Source organism: Streptomyces sp. adm13(2018), assembly GCF_008042145.1.
Taxonomy (GTDB): domain Bacteria; phylum Actinomycetota; class Actinomycetes; order Streptomycetales; family Streptomycetaceae; genus Streptomyces.
This window is the reverse complement of sequence record NZ_RDBH01000145.1, coordinates 34,986-61,287: the sequence shown is the minus strand read 5'-3', so window position 1 is coordinate 61,287 and position 26,302 is coordinate 34,986. Positions and strand designations below refer to the sequence as shown.

At 73.0% G+C, this 26,302-nt stretch carries 23 protein-coding genes and 1 pseudogene; 11 read left to right on the top strand and 13 right to left on the bottom strand.

What is annotated here, in order from left to right:
- The 6 genes from EAO70_RS38305 to EAO70_RS34730 all read right to left on the bottom strand — a co-directional run.
- Positions 1-803: AfsR/SARP family transcriptional regulator (locus tag EAO70_RS38305; RefSeq protein ID WP_187284164.1), on the bottom strand; the 803-nt coding region annotated here is incomplete at its 3' end.
- Between the two features lie 161 nt (positions 804-964).
- Positions 965-2,782: a hypothetical protein gene (locus EAO70_RS34750; protein WP_148006804.1), complete on the bottom strand. Its 1,818-nt coding sequence runs from the start codon at positions 2,780-2,782 to the stop codon at positions 965-967.
- Positions 2,783-3,301: 519 nt separating this feature from the next.
- Entirely contained in the window at positions 3,302-3,649 is a 348-nt protein-coding gene (locus EAO70_RS34745; RefSeq protein ID WP_148006803.1) for a lipid asymmetry maintenance protein MlaB, read from the bottom strand.
- 382 nt (positions 3,650-4,031) lie between these two features.
- Complete coding sequence (locus EAO70_RS34740) at positions 4,032-4,502, bottom strand: ATP-binding protein (protein ID WP_410091592.1); 471 nt, start codon at positions 4,500-4,502, stop codon at positions 4,032-4,034.
- A gap of 406 nt (positions 4,503-4,908) precedes the next feature.
- The gene (locus tag EAO70_RS34735; RefSeq protein WP_187284163.1) at positions 4,909-5,427 is read right to left on the bottom strand and encodes a hypothetical protein; all 519 of its coding nucleotides are present in this window, start codon (positions 5,425-5,427) and stop codon (positions 4,909-4,911) included.
- A gap of 494 nt (positions 5,428-5,921) precedes the next feature.
- Entirely contained in the window at positions 5,922-7,184 is a 1,263-nt protein-coding gene (locus tag EAO70_RS34730; protein ID WP_148006802.1) for a beta-ketoacyl-[acyl-carrier-protein] synthase family protein, read from the bottom strand.
- Positions 7,185-7,248: 64 nt separating this feature from the next.
- Here EAO70_RS34730 and EAO70_RS34725 point away from each other — a divergent pair, with 64 nt between their 5' ends.
- The 4 genes from EAO70_RS34725 (at position 7,249) to EAO70_RS34710 (ending at position 13,086) form a co-directional block, all read left to right on the top strand.
- Positions 7,249-7,866 (top strand): TetR/AcrR family transcriptional regulator C-terminal domain-containing protein, encoded by a 618-nt coding sequence (locus EAO70_RS34725; RefSeq protein ID WP_148006801.1) that lies wholly within the window; start codon positions 7,249-7,251, stop codon positions 7,864-7,866.
- A gap of 335 nt (positions 7,867-8,201) precedes the next feature.
- The gene (locus tag EAO70_RS34720) at positions 8,202-9,356 is read left to right on the top strand and encodes a fibronectin type III domain-containing protein (RefSeq protein WP_148006800.1); all 1,155 of its coding nucleotides are present in this window, start codon (positions 8,202-8,204) and stop codon (positions 9,354-9,356) included.
- Positions 9,357-9,474: 118 nt separating this feature from the next.
- Positions 9,475-10,461: a fibronectin type III domain-containing protein gene (locus EAO70_RS34715; protein ID WP_148006799.1), complete on the top strand. Its 987-nt coding sequence runs from the start codon at positions 9,475-9,477 to the stop codon at positions 10,459-10,461.
- Between the two features lie 420 nt (positions 10,462-10,881).
- A complete protein-coding gene (locus EAO70_RS34710) occupies positions 10,882-13,086 on the top strand; it encodes a VCBS repeat-containing protein (protein WP_148006798.1) in 2,205 nt (734 codons plus the stop codon).
- Here the strand turns inward: EAO70_RS34710 and EAO70_RS34705 are convergent.
- The gene (locus EAO70_RS34705; RefSeq protein WP_187284162.1) at positions 13,083-14,189 is read right to left on the bottom strand and encodes a DUF5954 family protein; all 1,107 of its coding nucleotides are present in this window, start codon (positions 14,187-14,189) and stop codon (positions 13,083-13,085) included. The two genes, EAO70_RS34710 and EAO70_RS34705, sit on opposite strands and share 4 nt — an antisense overlap.
- Positions 14,190-14,479: 290 nt before the next feature.
- On the opposite strand from EAO70_RS34705, the gene EAO70_RS34700 reads away from it, so the two are divergent.
- Positions 14,480-14,998: a pyridoxamine 5'-phosphate oxidase family protein gene (locus EAO70_RS34700; RefSeq protein WP_148006797.1), complete on the top strand. Its 519-nt coding sequence runs from the start codon at positions 14,480-14,482 to the stop codon at positions 14,996-14,998.
- 530 nt (positions 14,999-15,528) lie between these two features.
- On the opposite strand, the gene EAO70_RS34695 is transcribed toward EAO70_RS34700, so the two are convergent.
- A complete protein-coding gene (locus EAO70_RS34695; protein WP_261993197.1) occupies positions 15,529-15,858 on the bottom strand; it encodes a PP2C family protein-serine/threonine phosphatase in 330 nt (109 codons plus the stop codon).
- Between the two features lie 537 nt (positions 15,859-16,395).
- On the opposite strand from EAO70_RS34695, the gene EAO70_RS34690 reads away from it, so the two are divergent.
- The 3 genes and pseudogenes from EAO70_RS34690 (at position 16,396) to EAO70_RS34680 (ending at position 18,633) form a co-directional block, all read left to right on the top strand.
- On the top strand, positions 16,396-17,112 hold the full coding sequence (locus EAO70_RS34690; RefSeq protein WP_148006796.1) for a hypothetical protein: 717 nt from the start codon (positions 16,396-16,398) through the stop codon (positions 17,110-17,112).
- 55 nt (positions 17,113-17,167) lie between these two features.
- Positions 17,168-17,536: pseudogene (locus EAO70_RS34685) on the top strand (class F sortase); the annotation flags it as partial.
- Between the two features lie 41 nt (positions 17,537-17,577).
- Positions 17,578-18,633 (top strand): YihY/virulence factor BrkB family protein, encoded by a 1,056-nt coding sequence (locus EAO70_RS34680; RefSeq protein ID WP_148006794.1) that lies wholly within the window; start codon positions 17,578-17,580, stop codon positions 18,631-18,633.
- A gap of 1 nt (position 18,634) precedes the next feature.
- On the opposite strand, the gene EAO70_RS34675 is transcribed toward EAO70_RS34680, so the two are convergent.
- The 3 genes from EAO70_RS34675 to EAO70_RS40140 are packed head-to-tail and all read right to left on the bottom strand — an operon-like array spanning position 18,635 to position 21,115.
- Positions 18,635-19,531: a sucrase ferredoxin gene (locus EAO70_RS34675; protein ID WP_148006793.1), complete on the bottom strand. Its 897-nt coding sequence runs from the start codon at positions 19,529-19,531 to the stop codon at positions 18,635-18,637.
- A 10-nt stretch (positions 19,532-19,541) separates the two neighbouring features.
- Entirely contained in the window at positions 19,542-20,747 is a 1,206-nt protein-coding gene (locus tag EAO70_RS34670; RefSeq protein ID WP_148006792.1) for a cupin domain-containing protein, read from the bottom strand.
- Positions 20,744-21,115, bottom strand: coding sequence for a BatC protein (locus EAO70_RS40140; protein WP_148006791.1), 372 nt, complete (start codon positions 21,113-21,115; stop codon positions 20,744-20,746). The genes EAO70_RS34670 and EAO70_RS40140 overlap by 4 nt, the downstream gene beginning before the upstream one ends.
- A 275-nt stretch (positions 21,116-21,390) precedes the next feature.
- On the opposite strand from EAO70_RS40140, the gene EAO70_RS34660 reads away from it, so the two are divergent.
- On the top strand, positions 21,391-21,828 hold the full coding sequence (locus EAO70_RS34660) for a glutaredoxin domain-containing protein (protein WP_148006790.1): 438 nt from the start codon (positions 21,391-21,393) through the stop codon (positions 21,826-21,828).
- Between the two features lie 60 nt (positions 21,829-21,888).
- Here the strand turns inward: EAO70_RS34660 and EAO70_RS34655 are convergent, their stop codons facing one another.
- A complete protein-coding gene (locus EAO70_RS34655; RefSeq protein ID WP_148006789.1) occupies positions 21,889-22,524 on the bottom strand; it encodes a TetR/AcrR family transcriptional regulator in 636 nt (211 codons plus the stop codon).
- Positions 22,525-22,588: 64 nt separating this feature from the next.
- Here EAO70_RS34655 and EAO70_RS34650 point away from each other — a divergent pair, with 64 nt between their 5' ends.
- Positions 22,589-24,190: an FAD-binding oxidoreductase gene (locus EAO70_RS34650; protein ID WP_148006788.1), complete on the top strand. Its 1,602-nt coding sequence runs from the start codon at positions 22,589-22,591 to the stop codon at positions 24,188-24,190.
- Between the two features lie 196 nt (positions 24,191-24,386).
- Positions 24,387-24,806, top strand: a complete 420-nt coding sequence (locus tag EAO70_RS34645) for a hypothetical protein (RefSeq protein WP_148006787.1) — start codon at positions 24,387-24,389, stop codon at positions 24,804-24,806.
- 102 nt (positions 24,807-24,908) lie between these two features.
- Here the strand turns inward: EAO70_RS34645 and EAO70_RS34640 are convergent, their stop codons facing one another.
- A complete protein-coding gene (locus EAO70_RS34640) occupies positions 24,909-26,243 on the bottom strand; it encodes a cytochrome P450 (protein WP_148006786.1) in 1,335 nt (444 codons plus the stop codon).
- Between the last annotated feature and the right edge of the window lie 59 nt (positions 26,244-26,302).

The window sequence follows — 26,302 nt, the reverse complement described above, 5'->3', positions numbered from 1 at the left end:
ACGTATCGGTCCGTGGCCGGCCGGGTGCCACGGACCGATACGTCGAGGAGCGGGTCGCCCGCGAGGACCCGCTCGTGCAGCGCGGCCAGTTCGGGGCCGGGGTCGACGCCGAGCTCCTCGGCGAGGACGCGCCGGGCACGCGCGTAGACCGCCAGCGCGTCCGCCTGCCGTCCGGAGGCGTACAGGGCGCGCATGAGGAAGCCGTACGGTCGTTCCTGGAGCGGGTTCTGCTGGGTGAACACGGTGAGATCGGGAATGACCGCGCCGTGCCGGCCCGCCTCCAGCTCGTGCGCGAAACGTTCCTCCTCCAGCCCGATCCGCAGCTCCGTGAAGCGGGCCCGTTGCTGCTCGGCGTACGGGCCGGGCACGCCGGCCAGCGGCGCGCCCTGCCAGAGGCCGAGCGCCTCGGCCAGCAGCCGTCCGCGGGCCTCGTCGTCGCCCCCGGCCCGGGCACGCCCGGCGTCGGCGGCGAGCTGCTCGGCACGATGCAGGTCGACCGAGAGCGGCGGCGCCACCAAGCGGTAGCCGTCGGGCTGGGAGAGCAGCAGCCGGGGCGCGGCAGAGTCCTCCTCCAGGAGCATGCGCAGCCGCCACACGTAGGTGCGCAGGCTCGCCAGCGCCGAGCCCGGGGACTCCTCGCCCCAGACCGAGGTGATCAGTTCCTGGGTGGAGGCGACCCTGCCGCAGCGCAGCAGCAGCGCCACGAGCAGGGCCTGCTGCTGCGGAGACCCGATGGTGATCGGTTTCTCGTCCCGGTACACGGACACGGCTCCCAGCACGCGGAACCGAATCGACCCCCCCATGGATCCTGCCTTCTGCACTCGCGGCTACGCGACCCCCGTCGCACAGTGACCTGACGCCAGGCGTCAGCCCCGCGATCATTACATGGCCTGCAGGCAAGCGGAACCTGGAATGTCTCCCGACCCGTGCCCGGCAGCGGGCACGAACCGGGCATGAGGGGACGTCAGCCGTCCAGCAGCATCACATGGACGAGATACGGGAGGAGACGGACGGCCTGCGGATCGTGGTCGAGCAGGACCGCGACGGGCGTGCGTCCCCGGGCCCGGAGCACCTCGACGAGCCCCGCCCGCCCTGACGCGCCGTCCTCCACCGGGAGCCGCCCGCCGGCCGTCTCCCTGTCCGGCGTGACGGAGGGGACGGTCGGGACGGAGGGGCCCGAGCCGGTGGACGGAAGGCCCTTCTCCCCGGCGAGCAGGGCTCGTTCGGCGGCGGCCGCGAGGGCCTCGTCCCACGTCGCGGCGACGGCGACGACGGTGTCGTCCCCGAGCCGGACCGCGCAGGCCGGCACGGGGACCAGCGCGGTCAGGTCGTGGACCACCGGCTCACCCGCCGCGCGCAGCGCGCGGAGGGCGGCGGGGCCCGCGTGGTCCGGAAGCGCGAGCCGGGGGACGCGTATGCCCGGCTGGGCGAGCCGGTGGACCACCAACGCCTCGCAGTGCGTGATCAGCGCGGCCTCCACCGCGGCCGCCCAGGTGAGCCCGGCCGCCACGCCCGTCGGCAGCCGGTACGGCGTGCCCGGCGCCGGGGCCGGATACGCCTCGGCGGCGAAGACCCGGCGCAGCCGGTCGGTGACGAGGTCGAGGCCCCAGACCTCACGACCGCCCCGGGCGTCCGGGGCGGCGGCCAGGGACCCGTACGCGGCGAGCGCGTCGAGCAGCGCCGCGAGGCGGGCGCTGTGGGCGTCCCGTCCGTGACCCCACACGGTGACGCCCGGCCCGTCGGCGGACGGCGGGCCGAACGGGTCGGGCACCTCGACCGCACACCCCCACAGGCCGGTCGGCCCCGGCGTGGCCTCCGGGACCGGGCCGAGGAGCCCGGTCCTGGCGTCCGCGACCGCGTCGATCCGCTCCAGCAGCCGTGCGGGCTCGGCGGGCGCACCGCCGATCCGCCCGAGGAACGCGGCACGCGCCCCCGTCTCGGTGCCCGCACGGGTGGCCGATCGACCGGGCCGGGGGAACGGCACCACGGGGTGCCGGCCACCGGACGACGTCCGCAGGTCGGTCCGTATGAGGCAGGAGCCTCTGTCGTCCCCCGGCCCCCCGACGGTCTCCGCGTCCGAGGCCCCGGATCCTCCCGCTCCCGGAGTCTCGGCGCCGCCCGCTGTGCCCGCCCCGGGGAATCCCTGGCCTGCCGTGGCTCCGGCGCCCGCGACGGTGCCCGCCGCCCCCGTGCCGCCGCGGCCCAGCCAGGCGCCCAGGAACAGGTCGGCGATCCACTCGGCTCGCCCCGGGGCGAGCACGGCGCCGGGGTCGACCGGCGCGGTTCCCGACGGCGCGGCCGACCGAACCCCCGGTGAAAGACCGCGCAGGCGCCGCCAGGCCGAGGCCGCCGCGGTGCGGTCCGCGGGACCGAGGGGGCCGGTCCACAGTTCGTCGCCGTGGACCAGCACCTGCCCCAGCCACGCTCCGGCGTCGGCGCACCGGTCGGCCGTGGCGGCCAACTCGGCCGTCGACCGCGCGACGTGGAGCACGGCGTCGGCGGCGCTGAGCGTCTCCCCCGCCGTCCACTCCGTGGTGCCGGGCGCCTCCGCGTCGCCCCCGCCCGTCCGGCGGACCCGGACGTCGCGGCACCCGGCCCGCGTCGCGGCCCCGGCGAGCGCCCGGAGCACCTGGTCCTCGCCGGCGAGCAGCAGCCGCCCGTCCGGGACCGGTCCGTCCCCCGCCCCCCTGGCCGGCGGTTCGACGTGGGCGTCGCCGTCCGCGGCGCCCCGTGGCGCGGCCTCCTCATGAGGCCGGTCGTCGTCTCTCCATCGCGGACGCATGCGTCGGCTCCTGTCCCCTGGATCACTGGCGGTCGGTCGAGGGGCTTCACACCCCCGGACTCGATGAAAGGGCACGGGGATAGGCAAACGATCAACGCGGGATATAGCGTGGCCGGTTTCCGGCCTGCCGACGCACGCCCGCCCCTCCGAGCGCCGCACCTCCCCGGCGGGGGGCCATAGGGTCGACCCCACAAACGAAGCAGTGACCAAGGGGGGAACGCGATGCAGGCGAAGGAAACGCTGTTCGCCGATCTCGTCAGGGGAGAGCGCCTCGTGGTCGTGACCCACGACCGGGCGCCGGCAGACCGGGGCGACCGGGTGGGTCCGCTGATGAGTCTCGCGATCGCCGCCGGCCGTCTCGACCTTCACGTGACAGGGCGGGTCCGGCATGCGGCCGGCGGGGCGCGGAGCGGCGTTCGGCCCACCGTGCGGACCCGGCACGTGGCCGGTCTTCTCCAGCGGGTGCGGGGAGCGTTCGGGGCAGCGGGATCGAGGTGCCTTCGGCTCCCGGGCGCCGAGCTAGGTCCTGAGGCCGGTGAGGCCGGCAGGCGTGCAGGGGATCAGGCGGGAGACGTCGAAGGCGGCGGGGAACAGGTCAGCGGCGATGAGTAGCAGCTGCAGGGGCTGGTCGCGCAGGTTCGTCACGGTCGTCCGGTAGCGCGGGTGGCCGTGGGGCGCCGTACCGAACAGCAGTTGGAGGCCGGCGACGTCGGTGAAGGTCAGATACTCCAGTTCCCACACCAGGTCGGTGACGTGCGTGGGCAGCCGGTCCACCGCCGAGTACAGCGGGGGCAGGGTGTCGAAGTCGATCTCCCCGTGCGGGGTGAGGCGAGCAGTGGTGCTGGTGATCATGGTGGTGACGTTCATGCTGGGCGCGCCCCCTTTCGGGGGTTGATGAGCCCACAGACGAGGCACCCCCGTCTGGGAAGTAGGGGGTGGACGACGATGGCGGGATTCGGGTGCCCGGAGTGGGGGCAACTCCCACATCCCAAAGGCCGCCCTCGTGACGGGCAGCCGGTCTCTTGTCCTTGGAGCGTCCCACACTCGCCCGCGCACGCCAAACAGTGAACAGGCCACAACGGTTGCCACAGGACAAGGATCCGGCCAGTGCGCGGCGTGCGCACCCCGCTTTCTCACAGGTGAGGCGTACTCCCCCGCCCGGCACGGACGCGAACCCGGACGTCGGGTGCGGGTGGAGGAAGTGGCGAGACGAGCGGGTCGTTCGGAACGAGCTGCGGCTGGTGTCGTCTCATGGTTGCGCCAGGCTGGGGCTTTCGGTCAGGGCCAGGCGGGCAGTGATGCGCTTGCCGATGGCCTCCTGTTCGATGAACAGCTCCGCCGCGACCGCCTTGATGATCTCCATGCCGTGCTGGCCGACTCGCCCCGGATCGGCAGCCCGGGCGGCGGGTACGGCCGGATCGCTGTCCCACACCACGATGTCCACCCAGCCGGCGCTGACACGCAGTTCCATCAGCACGGGTCCGGGTGCGTACTTGTGGGCGTTGGTGACCAGTTCGCTGACGATCAGCTGAGCCAGATCCCGTGTCCGCTGCGACACCGGCAGACGGTGCTCGGTGCGGGCGCGGTCCAGGAAGACGGCGACGTGTGCGCGGGCGGCTGCGATGCAGCCTCCGCCTCCGTCGAGGGCGTAGCCCGCGCGCACCAGACAGCCGTCGGGGGGAGGCTGGTCTTCCATTTCACCGTCGGTGTGGGATTCCACTGGTTTCGTCCTCTTTCCCGTCCACGTGACGCGGCTACCCGCACAGGTGATCCTTAACGTGCGACAAGCCGTCCATGGAGCCGTCCGGGTGCATCCGGGGGGTCACGTAGGCGGGGCGCGGTCGTCCGCGCACGCGTCCCACACCGCAAGCCTAGGCGGAGTTGAGGAGACCATGACCAGCAACGGCGTAACGGACCGAACAGGGCGCCTGTCCGCCACACGCCGTATGGCCTGCGACGTTCGCATCATGTCCCACCATGGGGAGATCGACCACACCGCCCCAGGCATCCTGCAGGACACATTGGGTCGATCCGCGACCACGCATGGACGCGGGCCCGTAGAAGACGGAGCACAGGCGTGGGCGAGGTAGGCGTCCGGCCCGGCTCCCGGCCGGCCCGGGCGAGCTTCACCCGTGGGAGCGGCGCTGGCGGTGTGGTCGGCGCGGGCGCGGCTCGGGGTCCGGTGCGGCCTGGGGTGAGGAGAAGCCGCCGGGTACCGCGGCGCGCGGCGCCGACTGGTTCGTGGCGGGCGCCGCGGCGGTGGCGGGTGCGGGCTTGGCCGTGGACAGGATGGTGATGTGGTGGATGTCGCGGGCGCAGGCCTGGCAGATCTCCGTCAGGGTCCAGACCTGTCCGATGGCGGGGTTGTGGATGAGGACCAGCAGGCTGGTCCCGGCGCAGTGGACGGGTGTTTCGTGGAGGGCGCACTGCGCGCTGCCGCAGGTGCAGGCGGCGTTGGGCCGGGTGGCCGCGAGGCGCCCGTGGGCTGTGGCGTGCTCCGCCGCGAACCGGCGCATGCCGGCGGCGTCCTTGGAGCGGGGCGGCATGCGGCACGCGGCGGTGCTGCAGGTGACGGAGACGGTGCGGTCGGTATGGCCGGTGAGGCGGACCGTCCAGGTCCGTCCCGGCAGTCGGGCTGCGGTCATCAGGGTCACGTAGGGCTCCCGTCGTCGTGCCGATACCTGGGGGGTGCGCCTGGTGGGTCGTGAAGGGACTGGACGCGTCAGGTCGCGAAGGCTGTCTGCGGGCGCACGGGGGTGTTCGGAGGATGCGCGGGACGGCGACCGCTTCGCCGAGAATAGCCGCGCCCGCGCTCGGGACCGCGTTGTTGAGCGCGTTGTGCGGGACAAGCTCCCATCTGGCCTTACTTGCGGGGCGGGCCCTTGACCCTGGCTTCGCCGTCCCGCACGGCCGCCGTCGTCACGAGACCGTCGTACGGTGGCGGCCCGCGGTTGCCGTGGTGGTCCTCGATTCGGCGGTGGTCATGGAATCCGCACGGGTCTCCATGGCTGCCACGGGGCACTCCGGGTGGATTCGGAAGGGAGGAACCGGCCCGGCTGCGGAACCACCCAGGCGGTAGGCGAAGGCCCGCTCGATGGAGGGGCGCGGTGTGGTGGTCGGCCGCACGCCTTCGGGTGGGTCACGGGGTGGCTGAGGCGGTTCGCGACCTGTGGTGCCGTGCGCCGGTGACGACGAGGGAGACGTTCTGCCCGCCGAAGCCGAAGGAGTTGCTGAGTACCGCCTCTTGGTGGACGTCTCGTCGGTCTCCGACGACGTCGAGGTCGATGTCGGGGTCGAGGCCTGCGGTGGTGAGGTTGCGGGTGGGCGGGATGACATGGTGCTTCACGCTGAGGACGGCGATGAGCGCTTCGACGGCGCCGGCGGCGCCGAAGAGATGACCGAGGGCTGCTTTGGGTGCGGTGACGGTGGCGCGGCCGAAGACTTCCCTGATCGCGTGTGCCTCGGCGATGTCGCCGACGGGGGTCCCGGTGGCGTGGGCGTTGATGTGGCTGATGTGTTCGGGGGCCATGCGGGCTTGCGTGAGGGCTTTGCGCATGGCGGAGATCTGGCCGGAGCCGTCGGTGGCGGGGGCCGTGATGTGGTGGGCGTCGGCGGCGATGCCGGCGCCCGCGAGCACCGCGTGGACACGTGCGCCTCGGGCGGTGGCGTGTTCGGCGCTTTCGAGTACGACGACGGCGGCGCCCTCGCTGAGGACGAATCCGGTGCGGTCCGCGGCGAACGGCCGGGAGGCTGAGGCGGGTTCGGCGGTGTGGCGCGACAGGGCCTGCGCCTGGACGAAGCCGGCGACGGTGATCGGGGTGATCGCGGCCTCGGTGCCGCCCGCGATGACGACATCGGCCTCGCCCGAGCGGATGAGCCTGGCGCCCAGGGCGATCGCCTCGGCGCCGGAGGAGCACGCCGAGACCGGCGTGTAGACCCCGGCCCGCGCGCCGTATTCGATACTGATCAGCGCTGCCGCCGCGTTGGGCATGAGCATCGGGACCGTGCGCGGCGAGACACGCCGGGTCCCCGCCGTCTCCAGTACGTCGTCCTCCTTGAGCAGCGTCCTCACACCCCCGATGCCGGTACCGATCGCTGATGCGAGCCGGTCGGGATCCACCTGCGGAGTGCCGGCATCCGCCCAGGCCTCGGCCGCCGCCACGAGGGCCGCCTGCTGTGAGCGGTCGAGGCGCCTGGCCCGCACGGGAGGGAGGAGGGCGGCGGGGTCGATCGCCATGGTGCCCGCGATGACCTCGGGGAGGCCGGTGCCGTGGTGGCTTGGCAGGGCATCGCCGCGGATGCCGGACTCGCCGGCAAGCAGGGCGTTCCACGTGGATTCCACGTCTTGACCGAGTGGGGTGATCGCGCCGAGTCCGGTGACGACGACTTCAGTCCGGTGCATGCCGAGACCTTTCTTGTATGCGATACAAGCGAACAGGCTTTGTTGTATCACATACAATGAAGGTGTGGAGAAGAAGCGAACCGAAGCACGTTCGGCACCGGCTCCGTCGCGGGACCGAGGTCGCGCTACGAGGCGCCGGCTCATCGAGGCGGCCGCAGGGCTCTGTCGTGAGCGGCCCGGCGCCGAGGTCAGCGTCGCGGAGATCGCGGACGCGGCAGGTGCCTTCCCCAACCAGGTCACCTACTACTTCGGCTCCAAGGACTCGCTGCTCGTGCACGCCGCCTTTCTGGCCTTGCTGCACGACGCTCGCCGTGTCGAGCGCATCGGCCGCCAGGCGGCCGACGCGGCGGCGTTCCGACGCAACATCGCCCGCGCGGTCCTGGCGATGCCCTCGCTCCCCTCGGTCGCGCGGGCACTCGCCGGCGGGATCTCCAAGCCGGAGCTCGCCCCCGTGGTCGACCGGCACCTCCAGCTGCTGTTCCGGCAGTCCGAACGCTTCGTGGGCCAGATCATCGACAGCCGCGGCTGGCAGACCCGCCGACCGCTCAGCGTGGAGACCAGGACGTTCTGGAGCACCGCGCTCGGAGCAGTGCTCCTCGTCCGCGCCGGGGCACACGGCACCGTCGCCGACCTCGACCTCGCCGGAGCACTCAGCATCGACGACCAGCCGGAACACGGCTAGAGCAGTTCACCAGGATCACCGGCGCTGGTGGATGCCGTCGACCAGATCCACCAACGCCGCCCTCACGGCCTTCGGCGCCCTTGCCCGCACGAGCCCGCCCGCCGCGGGACGCACAGCGCGTCAGGCAAGTCCCCCCTCCGCCGCGTGTCCGGAACCCTGGTCCACCCAGCGTCAGACATCTCCCCGACCCTCACCCAAGTCCCGTGCCACCAGGGCCAATGCGGACGACTGGCTTCCGAACAACCCGCTTCTCGAAGGAGGGCGCGAAATGACACGATCAGCTCGACACGAGTCATCTCCGCACCGCCTTCGATCGAAAGTGTGACCGCCAGCAGATGCGCATATCCCTCGGCGTGGCACGCCGCACCGCCGGTGCCGCCATGCTCTCCCTCGCCACCGCCCTCACCGGGCTCGTCTTTCCCGGCACAGCCCAGGCCGCCGTGACCTGCGCGTCCGGCGTGTGGAAAGCCGAGTACTTCGCCAACACCACCCTCACGGGCACCCCGAAGGGCGCCGTGTGCGATACCTCCATCGCCGAGAACTACGGCCTCGGTGACCCCGCCGGCGTCACGCTGCCGAGGGACCGCTTCGGCGTCCGCTGGAGCACCACGCGCAACTTCGGTTCCGGCGGCCCCTTCGACCTCAACCTCGCCGTCCAGGACGGCGCCCGCGTCTACCTCGACGGCGTACGCAAGATCGACCTGTGGCGCGATGTCACCTCGACGCAGAAGAAGACACTCCGGCTGACCGTGCCCCGCGGGAACCACACCCTGCGCGTGGACTTCGCCGCCTTCACCGGCACCGCCAACGTCTCCTTCGGCTATGCCCCGGTCATCGGCGCGGCGTACGACAGGGTCACGCCCCTGGCCCCGGCCGGCCTCAAGGCCGCCTACACGGCGTCCACCCTCAAGTCGACGCTGAGCTGGTCGCGCAACTACGAGATGGACCTGTCCGGCTACCGCCTCTACCGCCGTACGGGCAGCACCGGCACCTGGAGCCAGCTGAACGGCACCACGCTCACCGGCGCCACGTACACCGACACGCCGCCGGCCAACGGTGCCACGTACGAGTACGCGCTCCGCGCCCTCGACCGCTCCGGCAACCTGTCCCCGCTGTCCGCCCTGGCCAGGGTCGTCAGTGCCGACAAGACGCCTCCCGGCATGCCCAGCGGCCTCAAGGCCACGCACGATCGCTACGGCGCCGGCGCCCGGATCTCCTGGTCCTCGGTGAGCGGGGCGAGCGCCTACGAGCTGCAGCGGTCCCTCGCGTCCGCGGGCCCGTACGCCTCCCTCGGGGTGCCCACGACCGGCACCGAGACGACGGACCCGAGCATCGCCCCGGCCACGACCTACTACTACCGTGTGCGCGCCCGCGACGCCGCGGCCAACACCTCCGCGTACTCCGCGCCGGTGCGGCTCGACGTGCCCGAGGCCAAGCCCCTGGCACCGACCGGCGTCTCCGCCGGCGGCCGGCTGGACGTACACCGCTGACGCGTCCCACCGGTTCCACGTCTACGCCGCCGACGCGGCCACCGGCCCGTGGACCCGCCTGACCGAGAGCCCGGCCCCCAACGCCCCGTACGACGACGTCACGGCCGTCGCCGGCCAGGTGCGCCACTACCAGGTCCGGACGGTCACGCCGCTCGGCACGGAGTCGGACCCCTCGGCGACGGTCTCGGCCACCCGCGTCCGCGACACCACCGCCCCGTCCGTGCCGCGCGACCTGAGGGCGTACAGCGACACGGACGGGGTGCACCTGTCCTGGACGCCCAACACCGGCGACGACACGAACCACTACGTCGTGATGCGCAAGCAGTCGCTGGCCGGTTGGGAGCAGATCGCCGGCGTGTGGGGCGACGGGTACGTGGACACCAGTACCCCGGAAGGCGTGCAGTACGGCTACACCGTCCTCGCCGTCGACGAGGCCGGCAACGTCTCCCGGCTGCCCGAGCCCGGCTACAACACCGTCTACGGCAAGCGCCTGCCGGTCCATCCGGTCCCGGACGCACCAGCCTCGCTGACCGCCACCATGGACGACGGCAAGGTCAGGCTGGAGTGGACCGCGAGCACGGCGACCGACCTGTCCGGCTACTACGTGTACCGCACGACCGGTACGGACCCCGCGCAGGCCTACGACATCTCCCCCCTCCTCACCGGGACGACCTTCACCGACGCGAACCCGCCCGGGGGCAGGACCTGGCGCTACGTGGTCCGGGCAGTCAGCACCCAGGGCAAGTGGTCCGACTACTCGCCGATGGCCGAGGCCTTCGTCCCCTGCCCGGTCCTGACCGCACCGCCCACTCCCCGCATCACCGGGACCGCCGTCGACGCCGGCCCCGCCGTCCGGATCGCCTGGGAGCCGGGAACGTGCGACCAGGGCATGACCGTCTCGTACAACGTGTACCGGTCCATGTCCCACTCGGGCGTCTTCGCCCCTGCGAACCGCATCGCCTCGGGCCTCACGGAACCGATGTACACGGACCTCGGCCCCCTGACGCCGCTGCGGTACTACTTCTACCTGGTCACCGCCGTGGCCGCCGACGGCACCGAATCGGCACCGCAGACCAGCCCCCTCACCATGCCGATCCCGGGCTGACGCCCCCTGGCATCCCCCGAGGCCCCCGGCGCCCGGACATCACAGGTACGGAAGCGGCGGGGGCCTCCTCGTGGGCCGGTCAAGTCGGTCTTCTGCAGGACCGGTTGACCTCAGCGCTCTCGACGGCCCGGCCCCACACGGGGAGCCGGGCCGTCGCCGCATCCGACCGCGGCAAGCAGGTGTCCGTGGCCGCCCGCCGGGGTCGCGCACATGCCGGCGTCTCCGCAGGCACGCTTGTCGCACTGGTTGCCTGTGGTCGTTCTCCCGTACAACTCCCGTACAACCCTCCTGCGCTTTCGAGAGTCCTGTGGGTGAGGCGTGGAACTGCTGCGTCTCCGAAGCCAGGGGCGAGGTTCCTCGGACGTGGTCTCCGGCCTCTCTCCGGCTTGCCTCCTTGAGACCTTGGGAGAGCATCGACCCGTGAAGCACTACAGAGGCAGTGCACCGCGTGTTCTGAGCGCGGCCGTCACCGTCGTCCTCGCCGTGACGGCCGGGGCCCTGACACCCCCTGCCCTCGCCGCCGGCCTCCCGGTGAGCGCGCCTGCCGGGACAATGCAGGAACCGCCCCTCCTCAAGGACGGCAGCCGCCTGGCGGGGGCCGGACCGTCGGGCTTCCTGAGCACGCACGGGGACCGCCTGCCGGTCACGTACGTCTGGACGCGGTACGCGGACGGCTCCACGAGGGAACTGCCGACCCAGGTCGGGTTCCTGCAGACCGCGGGAACCGACCTCCTCACCGAGGCGGCGACGGGGGCGACCCACACCGTCTTCGACATGGCCACGGGCGCCCCGCCCGTGGTCCTGGACATCGCCACGCTCGGCGAGGGCTTCCAGCGGGGGCGGGCCGTCGGGCCGTCCTCGGTCTTCGTGCAGCGCACCGACCCGGCCGGCGGCGATTCCCTGCACGTGGTCAGCAAGACGGACGACGGGCTCAGGGACGAGGTGATCGCGGGGATACCCGCCGGCGCGGACATCACGTCCGTCGACGATCTGACCGCCGGCAGCGCCGTCGTGACGTACACCGATCCCGCCGCGACCGAGGGGGGCGGCACCCGCCTCGTCGTCGTCGACGTGCTCCGGCGCGCGGTGGTGGAGGAGGTGACGTCCTCCCACCCCGTTGGCGACGTCGCTCTCTCGCCCACGCATCTGGCCTGGGTCGAGCGGCCCACGAACACCACCGCCACCGTCGTCGTGACCCGCCGCGGATCGACAGCCGACCCCCTGCGCATCCCCCTGACCAAGGCGGAGAACGTGCGGGTCGAGCTGCTCGGCGGGTGGGTGCTCTACGGCCAGGCCGGACACGACGCCCCGTACGCCGGCCGAAACCCCCTGTACGCCGTCACCGCGCGCTCCCTGACGGACGGGAGGTCCGTCAAGGTCCTCGACGCCTACACGCGGTCCGTGACGGGCCCGGACGGCACCGTGCTCGTGCAGGGCGGCACCCTCACCGGGGGCGAGGGGATGTACTGGATCGCCCAGGGGGCGGACGGCGTGCCGGTGGCGCATCAGGTGGCGAGCACCGGCCGGTCCACCGCGCTGACGCTGCTGGGCAGCGACGTCCCGGCCGTCCTGGACTTCGACAAGCCGAACTGGCCGACCCTCTCCTGGCGTCTCAGCAGTACGAACGCCTCCGCGACCGCCCTCCTCACCCATGTGGCGAGCGGTCGGACCGTCCGCCTGAACCTCTACTCCTCCGCGGGCGCCACGAAGGAGATCTGGAACGGCGAGTTCGACGATGATGTGCCGGTCCCCAACGGGGCCTGGACCTGGCAGCTGACCGCCAGACCGGGCAACGGCATCGGACCGAACCTGGAACAGACCGGCGCCTTCCGCGTACAACGCGCCGCCGTCAGCCATGACTTCGACGACAACGGGCTCCCCGACGTCCTGAGTCTCTCCGTGAACGGCACGTTCGCGCGCAACACCGTCGTCGGCGCCGCCACCGACTGGATCGCCCGCTCCACCTCCAGCACCGTGCTGGGTACCGGCTGGAACGTGTACGACCGGATCGTCCCCACGGCGGACGTCGGCGGCACGGCCGACGCCGACATCCTGACCCGCGACCGCACCGGCGTCCTCTGGCTCCACCAGGGCAATGGCGCCGGCCTGGCCCACCGGGTCAGAGTGGGCGGCGGCTGGAACGCCTACGACCAGATCACCTCCGCCTCCGATCTCACCGGCGACGGACGCACCGACCTGGTCGCCACCGACAACAGCGGCGTTCTGTGGCTGTACAAGGGCACCGGAAAGGCCGGTACGCCGTTCACCGCGCCCACCCGTGTCGGCGGCGGCTGGAACACGTACGACAAGATCGCGGCGGTCGGGAACCTCGCGGGCGCCCCCGCCGGCGATCTCGTCGCCCGTGATCGCGACGGCGTGCTGTGGCTCTACCTCGGCAAGGGAGACGGAACATTCGCCTCACGCACCCGCATCGGTGCCGGCTGGCAGGAATTCACGCAGATCATCGGCGTCGGCGATCAGGACCGCGACGGCCGCGGCGACCTCATGGCAGTGGACGGACAGGCCCACCCCCACCTCTACCGCGGCACCGGCAGCTGGACGAAGCCCCTGGCCACACGCCAGCGCATGTACGACCACTACCTCTCCTACGGCATCTACTACTAGGGGGCGGGGTCGCTTTCCGCGGTGTCGTAGTGGACGGTGCCGTCCTCGTCGAGTCGGGGGTGCAGGGCTTCAGGAGCGTGCGTGTTGATGTCGGACGGGCGGGGGCCTTCCGGTCCGTCCGGTCCCCAGCGCAGCAGACGCCGCGAGCGGGCGATCTGGTAGAGGGTGCCTGCTGCCTGGACCTGGTTGACGTGACCGGTACGCAGTCGGTCGGCGGCCTCGACGAGGAGGGCGAGTTCCGGCGCCGGCGGGTCGCTGTCGGCCACCAGAGTGCGGGCGTCGGTCTCCATCTCGGCGTCGAACGGGATCAGGCCCCGGTGGCGCGGCCCCCACCAGACCAGCGAGAAGTCCAGCGTTCGCCGGGCGTCGTGGGCGGTGACCAGCAGGCCGCTGGCCGGTGTCCAGGTGTCGTCGACGCCGGACCGTTCGACGACCAGGAATGCGGTGGGCATGAGCAGGACGTCGGGGTGGGTCTCCACGGCGTGGGCGGAGTCGGCCAGCACCGGGGCGGGGAACCGGCTCCCGCTGTAGACCAGTGAGCGCATGGTCAAGCGCTCGGCGGCCTGGCTCGGGGACAGCGGTGCGCCGGGGTCCAGTACGAGCCCGGCATCGATCCTCGGGCCCTGAGCGCCGGCACCGCGGCTCCAGTCGGGGGTGAGCGGTTCGGGATCGGTGGGCCTGGGCATCTCGACGTCGCCCCGCGCGTCGAGGCCCGCGTACTCCTCAGCCCGCACGACCCGGTAGCGGGTATCGAGCACGGTGAGTTCGTCGACGCGCTCCTTCTCCAGACGGGCGACCGCCGCCAGCAGAGCACGTCGTTCCTCCGTGCTCTTCGCCTCGTCCTTCGCGCGGAACCACAGCAGGGAGTTCAGGCTGTCCCGTGCCTGCTGCGGGCAGCCGTGGGTCACCTCGACGACGACCCGCCACCGCCAGTCGTCCTCCTCGGCCTGCGCGGCGACACCGAACAGCGGCCCCCGCACAGCCAGAGCCCGGTGCGATAGCGCCGCCTGAACGGCGTCGGCCTCGATCGCCGCCTCCACCGGCTCCACCGGAACACGCACGACGATCGGCCACTCCCCCGGCCCCACACCTTCTCCAGTCATGCCCCCATCGTGGCGGCGCCGGGGTCTGCGTATCACCGTTTTCCGGGAAGGCACCCCCGGCAGGCCGCTCTCGCGGTACTGCCGAGCCGTCGCCTGCTCCCCCCGCCGAGTACGGCCGTACAGCCGTTCGAGCAGACCGCCGCCCGGGACACGGCGACCCTCGCATGACAGGTGGGCCGCCCACCGCGCCTGGGCATGCGGGCCGTCGCAGCGCCGGCGTGTTCATCGCACTCATCGCTGCTTCGTCAATGGCGACAGAGGATGTCCGGATTACGACCGACGATGGACGTATGCGCGAAACCCCAGAAGAACTCGACAAGCTTCAGTCCCTCCTCAGCTCCTCCCTCTCCGGCTCGACCGCACACCTCCGCTCGATCGTCGAGGGCCGCACCATCACGGCGGCGCAGCTCACCGGGGTACTCACCGGCATGTGCACGCTCGCCCTCTCCACGGTGACCGCGAAGGGCGAACCGCGGATCAGCGGAGCCGACGGGCACTTCCTGCACGGCCGGTGGCACTTCGGCACGGCGCGCAAGGCCGCCAAGGCCCGTCACCTCGCCGCCCGCCCGGCCGCCAGCGTCGCGCACCTGCGCGGCGAGGACCTCGGCGTGTTCACGCACGGCACGGTGGAGGAGATGAACCCCGAGGACGCCGAGACCACGGCCGACTGGCAGGAACTCCGCACCTACCTGCAGGACTTCTACGGCGACGACGCCTTCGACTGGAACCGCGAGGTCGTCTACTACCGGCTGAACCCGCACTGGATGACCGTCTACGCCCCCGACCTCGACAGACTCACCGGCGCGTGACGCCCGGCCCGTCGACGAAGGCCTGCTCGCCTACGGGACAGGCTGTTACGCGGGGGTTCGGCACCGCACGCGACGTGCCGCAGTCCGGCCTCCACCTCCGCGGTGAGGTCTTCCTGAGCTGCGGATCTACCCCTCAGTCGTCCCTGTCCGAACCACCTGACCATGATGCCCGCGGCGGGCACCTCGTCCTCTTCGGAGGCGGCCACGCTCGCGTGCGGCGTGCTTGTAGGAGGCGACGGAGGCCTGGGCGGCGCCGGCGGTCAGCAGGACCAGGGCGACCGGGACGGCCGCCGCGGATTCCAGAATCCGGTTCATGATCGGACAACCGGCAGGTGCCCGTGGTGGGGACGCTCTCACCTCGCACACCACACGGCCGGGCTAGCCGGAGAGGTGGCCTCAAGGTCGGAGGCAACACCGCCGAGGGCCACAGGCCGGGCAGCATGCCGAGCTGCCCGGTCCGGGTGGCGAGCAGCTCCGCCGTCGTGGAGCCCGGCCGGCCCGTCCGGAGGTTGTACGGCGAGCGGCTGGCCTCAGGGAGCCTCAGTGGCGGTCAGGACGAGGATGGCCTGGTCGTCGTCGATGTCTTGGCTGCCGGTGAAGACGTGCACGGCCTCGTTGATGGTGTCGATCACTGTCTGGGCGGTGGGTCGGTTCGGCGCGCCGGCTACGGCGTCGGTGAGGCGTTCCTCGCCGAAGAGTTCGCCGTCGTGGCGGCGGGCTTCGGTGGTGCCGTCGGTGTAGAGGACCAGGCTTTCGCCCGGGTGCAGGTGCAGGCGGTGCGGGGTGAGGTGGGTGCGGGGGCCGATGCCGAGCAGGGCACCGAATGCGTCGATGAGGTGGACGCTGTGGGCGGTGTCCAGGAGCAGGGGCAGGGTGTGGCCGGCGCGGACGAGTTCGACGTCCAGGCCGTGGCCGGTCGGGGTGAGCGGCCGTCGCCGTCGGTACGGCGACGGCCAGGGCGGTCACGAAGGCGCTCGCGAGAGCGAGTCTGGTACGTGTGTTCACGTCGCGGAGCGCATCACGGGGAAACGAGCACTGGCTAGGACTTTCGTCGCGATTCAGGCGGATGCCGGAAGAGTCACCGCAATGCCGTCCGCCGAAGCGGTGGTGGGGGATCCGAACGGGTCGGTGCGGAGGTCTCCGATCGTCGTACCGGGCGCGGACCCCGCTCCCGCTCCACGCTCGTCACCTGCTCGGATGCCTCCGCGGCCGGCTGCTCGACTCCCGGAACAACGGCCTGAATCCTCGGTGCGAGGGGCCTGACTCGACGTCTTGTGCGCCAGTCAGGTGGTTCCCCGCGATTCGCGCGGCGGCCTCCCGTGAATTCGCCGTCCGGTGTCATCTGATGAGCGGCGTCTCACCAGTATGAAAATCATCTCGCCTAGAAGGAGTTCCTCGTGACTCTGTCCAGCACCCTGCGTCAGACCGGCATCCGCGCCGGTGCCACCGTGGCCGCCGCGACCGCGATCGCCGGCGTCGCCCTCGTCGGCGCTCCGGCCGCCTACGCCGCCCCCGGCGACAGCGGCGACCTCAACGTCCGTTCCGCCGGCTGGCATTCGCGTGGCCAGAACGGTGTCGAGGTCTGTGCCTTCACCCTCGTCGCGAGCAACTTCGAGTCCTTCCCGGCGGTGCCCTGGACGATCACCGAGCAGCCGCCGACCGTGCCGCCGGGCGACACGCTCGTCAGCACGCTGCCGCTCGTGAACGGCGCGGCCCGCAGCGAGCGCTACCTCCTGCCGGAGGGCACGTACCAGCTCGTGTGGACGGTCCCGTCCGGCCCCAAGAACCGCAGCTTCAAGATCGACTGTGACGGCCGCGCCGCCGGCCAGGGCGGCCCGAACCGCCCGGCCCGCCCGAGCGGCAGCCCCGCCGGGGAGATCAACGCCGGATCCAACGGCGACTCCGGCTCCGGCAGCAACTCCGGTTCCGGCTACCAGCAGCCGTCGGGTGCCGTCCCGGCCGGCGGCGGCGGTGTCCCGGACCTGGAGACGCTCAGCGCCGAGGAGGAGTCGTCCTTCGGCACCGCCGCCGCGCTGACCGCCGGTGCGGTGGGCGTCGCGGCGCTGGTCGTGGCCCGCCGGTCCGCGGTACGCCGTGCCCGCAACAAGGCCTAGTCAGCACCGCCGACGCACACGGCGGCGGGGGCCGAGTCGAGCGTGCCGGCTCACGATGACCCTCTCGGTGACGTTCGCGTCACTGGCGGGCCTCGTGTCGGCCTGCTCGGACTCGTCCGAGGAACTCGGCCCCCCGGCCGTCGCCGTCCGCGCGGACGATGCCGCGGGCGGCGGCACCCCGCCCGCCCGGCCGGCCGCGCACCAGCCGCTGTCACGCTCGAAGCCCGTGAAGGTCGCCGTTCCCGCCCTGTTCATCGAGGCGCCCGTCACGGCGCTCCGCCTCGACGGACACGGGCGGCTGGGCGCCCCACCGCTGAGCAGGCCGATGACGGCGGGCTGGCACCAGGCCGGCCCGTCTCCCGGCGAAGCCGGAACGGCCGTCCTCGTCGGACATCGCGACACCCTCACCGGACCCGCGCTCTTCTCGGGCGGCATGGAACGACCTTCGGCGGTAATCCGCAGACCATGACGCCAACGACGAAGCCCGAGCCGGGGCAGCCACGGACCGCCACCGAAGACTGCGCCCCAACGGGGCCGTCCGAGCAGGTCACCGAGCGGGTGCCCGACAGGCCCTCGCAGTTGGCCGGGGAGTCCTGGAAGGGCGTACTGCGGGGCGTCGTCAAGGAGTTCACGAAGGACGAGCTGACCGACCGTGCGGCGGCCCTCACCTACTACGGCGTCCTGGCGATCTTCCCGGCCCTCCTCGCCCTCGTGAGCCTCCTGGGAATCGCGGGCGAATCGGTCACCCAGGAGGTCCTGGACAACCTTCGGAGGCTCGCACCCGGCCCCGCGCGGGACGTGATCACCGACGCGGTGGAGCAGCTCCGGGGGAACAGCGGTCTGGGATCCGTCACGGCACTCGTCGGGCTGGTCCTCGCGGTCTGGTCGGCCTCGGGGTACATCGGCGCGTTCATCCGGGCGTCGAACGCCGTCTACGACATGCCGGAGGGCCGACCCGTGTGGAAGGTCCTCCCCCTGCGCTTCGGCCTGACGATCGCACTCATGCTCCTGCTCGTCGCCAGTGCGCTGATCGTCGTCTTCACCGGCGGTCTGGCACGGCAGGCAGGCGACTTCCTCGGGATCGGCGCCACGACGATGACGGTGTGGTCGATCGCGAAGTGGCCGGTCCTGGTGCTGCTCGTCACGGCGATGATCGCCCTGCTGTACTGGGCCGCACCGAACACGAAGGGTCGCGGCTTCCAGTGGATCAGCCCCGGCAGCTTCCTCGCGCTCGTCCTGTGGATGATCGCCTCGGCCGGCTTCGCCTTCTACGTGGCGAACTTCGGCTCGTACAACAAGACGTACGGCACCGTGGCAGGCGTGATCGTCTTCCTCGTCTGGCTGTGGATCACCAATCTGGCCATCCTCCTGGGCCTGGAGTTCGACGCCGAGATGAGCCGTCAGCGCGCCATCGCCGGAGGCCACCCCCGGGACGAGGAGCCCTACGTCGCGCCCCGGGACACCCGGGCGTGGACGGACGAGGCCTGCCCGGACCCGGAGCGGGCCGCGCGGGACGAGTGATTCAGCCGGGGCGGAGCGACGTGACCTCGTAGTACACCGCCGAGCCGAGGGAGGCACCGCGGCAGGTCAGCCGGTGCGGCGGCGCCCGGTGCGCCCGGATCTCGACCTCGAAGGCGGACAATCCGGCGAGCCGGCCGGCGACGTGGATCCGCCAGCGGTCCTCGTCCCGGACCGTCTCCTCGATCACGTAGTCGTGCCGCCCCGACGGACCCGTGTGGTGGAGCACCGCGGACAGGGCGGCCTGCTGGGGCGGGACCAGGTCGGTGTAGCCGCGCAGGTGGTCGGGGCGGATGCGGTCCGCCAGGTGCTCCTCGACCACCGCGACCGCCGAACGGGCGTCGAGACCGCCGTAGTAGACACCGTCGGGCGCGACGAGGACGTTGGCGGCGAACCGGTCGCCCCCCACGTGCGTGCACTCCCACACCAGCCGCGGCCAGACCTCGCTCAACGCACCCGCCACCGGACGGCCCCGGACGGCGCAGCAGGGATCGTGGGGGCCGTGGGTGCAGACGAGGACGACGGGAGGGTGGCCCGGCTCACCGGGTCCTTCCAGCGCGGCGACGACGCCCCCCAGGTCCCTGTCGTGGTGCCAGGTGCCCCACACCTGCCGGTGCGCGCCGTCCCGGTCGTACCGGAGCACGGCCCACCGCGGGGGCACGTCCGTCCGGCCGCGTCCGTGCCGTCTGATCAGCAGTACGCGGGCCCGTTCCGCCCGCGCCGCCGCGAGCACCCGTGCCTTCACCTCGGGCTCGATGCCGAGGCCGTCGAAGCCGTTCGACGGCCAGCCCGCCCGGTACTCGATGAGGACCCAGGACGAGCCGTACGGCGCCGTGCCCGCGAGCGGGTCGCCCCGCAGACGAGCCGCGTCGGCGCAGAAGAACCGCGCCGGCGTCGTCATCGGGCCCGTCTCATGACGCGGCGGGCACCAGGACGCCGGCGCGGAGAAGCCGCTCGACGAACGGGAGACCGAGGGCGCCGGCGGGGTGGGTGCCCCCGTCGAGGATCCGCAGTACGGACGTGAGGTCCGTCTCCGGGAAGTCGAGCCACCCGACACGGGTGGCGAGGCGCCGACCCCGCAGCCTCGCGTCCAGCGCCTCCCGAAGCCGGACCGGGGTGTCGGGCGCGAGGCTCCGCAGAACGTCGAGCTGCGCCAGTGGTCCCAAGGGCGCCGGGCGCGCCTGGCCGCGGCGGGTCTCGTGGAACAGGGGAGTGGGGTCGGCCTCGTCGAGCGCGGCGGCGAGACGCCTCCGTACGAAGGCGAGTGCCTCGTCCGGGCCTTCGACGCCGAGGGGGAGGGACCGGCGCATCTCCGGGTCGTCCCGTAGCAACGCCAGTGCGGCCTGGGCGAGTTGCTCCGCCAGGGCGTGCCGCGTCCACGTGTGGACGCCGAGCGTCAGATGGATCGACACCTCGCCCTGTGCCTCGGCGGCGTGCAGCCAGCCGCGCGGCAGGTAGAGGACGTCGCCGGGTTCGAGCACCGTGTCGATGGACGGCTCTCCGAGCGCCGCCTCGGCGACCGCGGCGCGGTGCGCGGTCCACGGCTGGTCCCGCAGCGGGTCGGGGTGCACCGGCTCGTGGACGATCCAGCGCTTGGCGCCGGTGACCTGGAGGACGAAGACGTCGTGCACGTCGTAGTGGTCGTCGAAGCCGCGGTTCTGCGGCGGGGTGACGTAGGCGTTGGCCTGCACGGGGTGGCCGAGTTCCGCACCGAGCCGGGAGGCGAACTCCATGACCGGCTGCCAGGTGCGCTGCAGTGCCTGGAGGACCAGCGTGCTGCCGTCGGCGAAGCTCCGCCACAGCGCCGTGTCGTCCAACTGGTCCGACACGGTCGCGCCGACTCCGCCGGGGGACGTGTACGAGGACTCGGGGGCCGTCGAGCCGCCCTTCGCGACGCGAAGGAACGGGGTGCGCAGCCCGCGCCGGGAGACCAGCTCGTCCACCGCGGAGGCCGAGAACAGATCGGAGAAGTCACCGGCGCCGCGGGTCAGCAGGGGGGCGCGCCCCCAGACGTCCCGGGCGAACTCCTCGCGTCCGATGCCGATCAGACGCGACTCCAGGACACGGCCGCCGGAATCAGCGGCCGTGTCCCGAAGCGTCGTGGGGACGGTGCTCAAACGCCGCCGCCGGTGCTTCCGGCACCACCGTCGGCACCACCGTCGGCACCGCCATCGGCTCCGCCGTCGTGCACGCCGGGCTGACCGGCCGCGCCACCGTCGGCCGGCCCCTCGGCGCCGCTGTCAGCACCTCCGTCCGCACCTCCGTCCGCGCCACCATCGCCTCCACCGTCGGCGCCGCTGTCCGCGCCCCCGTCGGCACCGCCGTCGTGCACGCCGGGCTTGCCGGCCGCGCCGCCGTCCGCGGGGCCTTCGGCTCCGCTGTCCGCGCCTCCGTCGGCGCCGCCGTCGTGGACGCCGGGCGTACCGACGGCGCCGCCGTCCGCCGGACCTTCCTGCTGGTTCGGGTCCTGCTCGGCGTGCGCCATGGCTCCTCCTGAGAAAGGGGACGATCGATGAGGTCGGGTCCGGAGCCGGACCCTCTGTCCACGCTCACCCACCGAGGGGGGACCGGCAACCGGAGCGGCCGTCCGCGCGAGCGCGGAGCGGCAGGCGGCAGAGGCGTCATGAGGTCCCGCGGGAACCGCCGGACATCGTCGGCGCCTCCTGCGGGGCCCGTAGGGCGATCCCTCTCCGATCCGGCTGCGACGGGGGAGGGGACCGTCCCGAAGGTGAGTTCCGGCGGGCCGATACGCTGCGTCGCATGATGCGTGTGTGGGCTGTGCCGGTACTGCTCGTGCTCTGTGGTTCGGCCGTCGCGACCGGGCTCCTGCGCAAGGATCGGCCCGGGGAGGCGGTGGCGCTGCTCGCGGTGTTCCTGCTGCTGGCCGCGACGAACTCTCCCGTGCTCTTCCCGAGGTCGGTCAGCGCCGCGGAGGCGCAGCGCCGCAGCGCGGAGGACGGGCGGCCGATCGTCTACTGGAGGCCCGGCTGCCCGTTCTGCATGCGCCTGCGCATGCGGTTGGGGCGCGGCGCCCGGAAGCTGCACTGGGTGAACATCTGGCGTGACGCGGCAGGCGCGGCGGAGGTGAGGGCGGTCAACGACGGCAACGAGACGGTGCCGACCGTCGTCATCGCCGGCCGTCCCTACACCAACCCCGACCCCGCCTGGATGCGGGACCAGCTCAGCCGCTCCCGGTGACGTGGTCGCCGCACGTGCCGTAGCCGGAGCCGTACCAACGGACGTCGGTGCGGCGCCGGATCAGTCCATGGCCGGCGGATCGGCCGCGAGGGCCGCGGCCACGGCGAAGAGGCGCGTGCAGCGCCGGGCCATGGCCTCGGGTGTCTCCTCGGGATGCTTGACCCACCAGCGGACGAGGGTGCCGACCAGATCCGTCCAGACGTGGCGGAGCACGTCCGCGTCCAGGGGGTCGGCGGAGCCGGAGGCGCGCAGCAGTGCGGCGGTGCCGTCGGTCGCGAGGGCGTCGACGGCGGCCCAGTACGCGCCCGCCGCCCGGGCGGCCTCCCCGCCGGGCGGCAGGGTGCGGTCGTAGAGCACGAACCACGCCTCCCGGCGCCCCTCCAGTGCGACGAAGAGGGCGCGGAGCACCCGCAGGGGCGTGCCGGGGGTCGTGCCCGCCTCGCCCCCGGCCGTACGCATCGTGGCGAGAAGCTCGTCCCCGATGGGGGTCAGGCAGGCGACGTACAGGTCCTCCTTGGTGCCGAAGTACTGGTGGAGCAGGGTCTTGGTGACCCCGACGCGTTCCGCGACGACGGCCAGGGAGGCGGCGGCGTAGCCGCGGTGTGCGAACTCCTCCGTGGCGGCCTCCAGCATCTGCTGCCGACGCACCTCCCGGGGGACGCCCTTGGTGCCGGCCTTCGATCGAGGCGTTGCCATGCGCGGATATTATCAGTAAGTAATTTACCCCTCGGTAAATTCTCTCGCCGCCCCTGGAGCGCCCATGTCCGGCACGACGACGCAGTCGACCCCCTCCGCCCCCGTTCGGTCCTGGTGGGGCTGGGGTTGGGAGAGCGCCCACCCGGACGACGCCGAGTGCACGGCGATGGGCGCCCTGCTGCCCGGAACTCTCGCCCGCCCGCTGCCCGTTCCCCGCATCGCCGACCTCGGCATCGGGACGCCCGCCGTCCAGGCCCCCGCGAGCCTGACACGGCTGATCAGCACCGACCCGGCCGACCGCGCTGCGCACGCGATGGGCAAGGCCTACCGGGACATCGCGCGCGCCCTGCGCGGCCGCCCCGGCCGGATCCCCGACCTCGTCGCCTTCCCCACCCGGGAGAGCGAGGTGACCGACCTCCTGGACTGGGCCGGACGACACGGAGTCGCCGTCGTGCCCTTCGGCGGCGGATCCTCGGTGGTGGGAGGCGTCGAGTACCGCGGCGACCGCCACCGCGCGGTGCTCTCCCTCGACCTGACCCGGATGGACCGGGTGCTGGAGGTCGACTCCGCAGGCAGGGCCGCCCGCATCCAGGCCGGAGCGCTCGGCCCCGGCCTGGAGAACCAGCTGCGACCGCACGGCCTGACGCTCCGCCACTTCCCGCAGAGCTTCGAGTTCTCCACCCTCGGCGGCTGGCTCGCGACCCGAGCCGGCGGCCACTACGCCACCGGCCGCACCCACATCGACGACTTCGTCCAGTCGATGCGGGTCGTCACCCCCGCCGGCACCTCGGAGTCCTGGCGGCTGCCCGCCTCGGGCGCGGGCCCCTCGCCGGACCGTCTCTTCCTCGGCTCCGAGGGCACGCTCGGCGTCATCACCGAGGCGTGGGTACGGCTCCAGGCCCGCCCCGTCCACAAGGCGTCCGCCTCGCTCACCTTCACCGACTTCGGCCACGCGCTGGAGGCGGTACGCGCCCTGGCGCAGTCCGACCTCGCCCCCGCCAACTGCCGGCTCCTCGACTCCGGCGAGGCCGCGCTCGCGGGCGCCGCGCAGAACGGCTCGGCCGTCCTCGTCCTGGGCTTCGAGTCCGCCGACGCCCCGGTCGACTCCCGGCTCGCCCGGGCCGTCGACCTGGCCCGCTCCCACGGGGGCCGGTACGAGCCGTCCGGGGCGGGTGCTCCCGCCGACCAGGCGGTACGGGCCTGGCGGTCGGCGTTCCTGCGGATGCCTTACCTGCGGGACGGCCTGGCGCGCATGGGCGCCGTCGCGGAGACCTTCGAGACGGCGGCCACCTGGGACTGTATCCCCGCCCTCGTCGAGGACGTCCGCAGCACGGTCGGCGAGGCGGCACTCAGGATCTCCGGGCACCCGGCCACCGTCAACTGCCGCCTCACGCACGTGTACCCGGACGGGGCGGCGCCCTACTTCACCGTGCTCGCGGCGGGACGCCCGGGCGACGAGGTCGCCTTCTGGGACGAGCTGAAGGCGGTGGCGGGCGAGGTGCTCCACCGGCACCGGGCCACCATCACCCACCACCACGCCGTCGGCCGCGACCACCGACCCGGCTACGACCGCCAGCGCCCGGAACCGTTCGCCCTGGCCCTGAGCGCCGCGAAGGGCGCGCTCGACCCCCACGGCATCCTCAACCCGGGGGTCCTGGTGGACTGAGGCGCCCGCCCTCACCGGCAGGGGGGAGGGCGGCACGGACGGGCACGGGGGCATCGCCAGGTCGGCCGCCGGATTCCGGCCGGACGAGGAGGCACCGGACCGCCACGTCGTCGGGCCGCCGAAATCCGGCCGGACGAGAACGCCCCGGATCGCCTCGACAGGACGCCGACAGCCGGTCGGGGGGACAATGACCCTGATGATGACCGTCCTGATAGCAGGCCTGCCCGAGGGCGACGAGCTGGAGTCCGTGCGCGCCCGGGTGCACTCCAGCCCGCACTTCCGCATCGTCGCCCACGCCTTCGAACCCCACGTCGCCCTGGCCCAGGCCCGCGTGCTGCTGCCGGACATCGCGGTGATCACCCGCCACCTGCCCCACCCCGAGGCCGACCTCGCCCGCTACCGCCTCCTCCGGGATCTACGCGCCTTCGACCCGCCCACCGGGATCGTCCTCCGCCGGGACGCCGGGGAGCCGGCCGGCCCGCTGGGGCCGGGAGCCGAGCCCGTCGACGGAGCGATCCACGAGATCCGCCGCGGGGAGAGCGACGCCCTCTGGGAGGCCCTGGTCACGATCGGCCGCCGCCGCGCGAGCTGCGACACCGACCCCACCGGCCTCTGACCCAGGGTCGCCCCGCGTGTAGGCGCGAAGGCGCGGAGGGGCGGTGTGGCGGCCTTCGCGTCCGGACGGCCCCGCGGCGGGCGATGTCCATGCCGGGGTGCCTCAGGACGGCCGGCGCGGCATCACGACCGGTACGTGCAGCGGAGCGCGGAACGACAGCAGTCCGAGGGTCGGCGCATGGGCCGCCTCGGGCGCGAGCCGTACGGACGGAAGGTGGCGGGCGGTCGCCCGCAGGGCCACGGCCGCCTCCGTCCGTGCCAGGGAGGCCCCCGGGCAGCGGTGGCGCCCCACACCGAACGCGAGATGGTGGCGGACGTCGGCGCGGCCGGGGATCATCCGTTCGGGCTCGGCGAAGACGTCGGGGTCGGAGCCGCTGCCCATGAGCATCAGCAGGAGCCCGGCACCGGCGGGGAGCGCGACCCCGCCGAGCTCCACGGGGCGGGCGGTGACCCGGCGCCACGAGGTGACGGGCGGCTCCCTCCGCAGGACCTCCTCGACCCACTCCTCGGCCAGGCCCGCCGGCCCGGCCGGCCGCGGCCACAGCCCCGGTTCGGCGAGGGCGCGGCGCAGGACGGTGGAGATGAGCTGGCCGGTCGTGGACTGCCCGGCGACGAGGACGAAGAAGCACGCGCTGACCGCCGTCCGCGGGTCGAGCAGCGTGCCGTCGGGCAGGCGGTGGCGGGCCAGTGCCCCGACGAAGCTGTCCGCGGACGCGGACCCGTCACCGACGAGTCCCGTGAGCCAGGTGTGGAACTCCGCGACGAGATCGGCCAGTTCGAGCTGGCGGTTCGCCGAGGGGCGTCCCCAGAAGAGCTCGAGCGAGGCGTCGCTCCAGCGGACCAGAGTGTCCGCGTCGAGCCCCTCGACGCCGAGAAGCTCCATCATCACCCGACAGGGCAAGGTGTGTGCGAACGCCCGGAAGAGGTCGCTCGTCCCGGTGGCGTCGAGCTCCGCCCGGACGGTCCCGAGCAGCTCGTCGGCGATCCGCTCGATCAACGGGACCGCAGCCTCCACCCGACGGGCGTTGAAGAACCGCGTGACGGCGCGGCGCAGCCCCGGGTGGCTGTCGGTCGCGTTGTTGGCGAGGGCGGGACCCAGCCGGAAGCCCGCCCGCGCGAGCCGGCGCAACGCCGGTACGCCGAGGGGCGTGACCGCGTGCTGGGCGTTGTCGGGGAGGAACGCCGCCGGATCGAGCAGGACCCGCCGGATGTCCGCGTACCGGCTCACGAGCCAGAGCCCGGTGACGGCGTCCCGGTGCACCGGGGCCTCGGACCGCAGGTGGTCAAGCCAGGGGTACGGGTCCTGCACGAAGCCCTCGCCGAACAGGTCGAGCGGCCCCAGTGGATCCCCCGACCCCGACGGCGGCGCTGCCGGAGCGCAGGGGCAGGTGCCGGCCGCGCCCCGAGGGGCTGTGGTGGCGTGGGAGGCGGATGTCACGGTCGCGGACGCTAGCACGCGAACGGGTACGTACCGGTCGGCCTGTGCTCCGCGTCACC

Excerpts from the sequence above, each read along its gene's own strand:
- EAO70_RS34750 (WP_148006804.1), bottom strand. The coding sequence starts at position 2,782 with ATGCGTCCGCGATGGAGAGACGACGACCGGCCTCATGAGGAGGCCGCG.
- EAO70_RS34745 (WP_148006803.1), bottom strand. The coding sequence starts at position 3,649 with ATGAACGTCACCACCATGATCACCAGCACCACTGCTCGCCTCACCCCG.
- EAO70_RS34735 (WP_187284163.1), bottom strand. The coding sequence starts at position 5,427 with ATGACCGCAGCCCGACTGCCGGGACGGACCTGGACGGTCCGCCTCACC.
- EAO70_RS34730 (WP_148006802.1), bottom strand. The coding sequence starts at position 7,184 with ATGCACCGGACTGAAGTCGTCGTCACCGGACTCGGCGCGATCACCCCA.
- EAO70_RS34720 (WP_148006800.1), top strand. The coding sequence starts at position 8,202 with ATGCGCATATCCCTCGGCGTGGCACGCCGCACCGCCGGTGCCGCCATG.
- EAO70_RS34705 (WP_187284162.1), bottom strand. The coding sequence starts at position 14,189 with ATGACTGGAGAAGGTGTGGGGCCGGGGGAGTGGCCGATCGTCGTGCGT.
- EAO70_RS34700 (WP_148006797.1), top strand. The coding sequence starts at position 14,480 with ATGCGCGAAACCCCAGAAGAACTCGACAAGCTTCAGTCCCTCCTCAGC.
- EAO70_RS34680 (WP_148006794.1), top strand. The coding sequence starts at position 17,578 with ATGACGCCAACGACGAAGCCCGAGCCGGGGCAGCCACGGACCGCCACC.
- EAO70_RS34675 (WP_148006793.1), bottom strand. The coding sequence starts at position 19,531 with ATGACGACGCCGGCGCGGTTCTTCTGCGCCGACGCGGCTCGTCTGCGG.
- EAO70_RS40140 (WP_148006791.1), bottom strand. The coding sequence starts at position 21,115 with ATGGCGCACGCCGAGCAGGACCCGAACCAGCAGGAAGGTCCGGCGGAC.
- EAO70_RS34660 (WP_148006790.1), top strand. The coding sequence starts at position 21,391 with ATGATGCGTGTGTGGGCTGTGCCGGTACTGCTCGTGCTCTGTGGTTCG.
- EAO70_RS34655 (WP_148006789.1), bottom strand. The coding sequence starts at position 22,524 with ATGGCAACGCCTCGATCGAAGGCCGGCACCAAGGGCGTCCCCCGGGAG.
- EAO70_RS34650 (WP_148006788.1), top strand. The coding sequence starts at position 22,589 with ATGTCCGGCACGACGACGCAGTCGACCCCCTCCGCCCCCGTTCGGTCC.
- EAO70_RS34645 (WP_148006787.1), top strand. The coding sequence starts at position 24,387 with ATGATGACCGTCCTGATAGCAGGCCTGCCCGAGGGCGACGAGCTGGAG.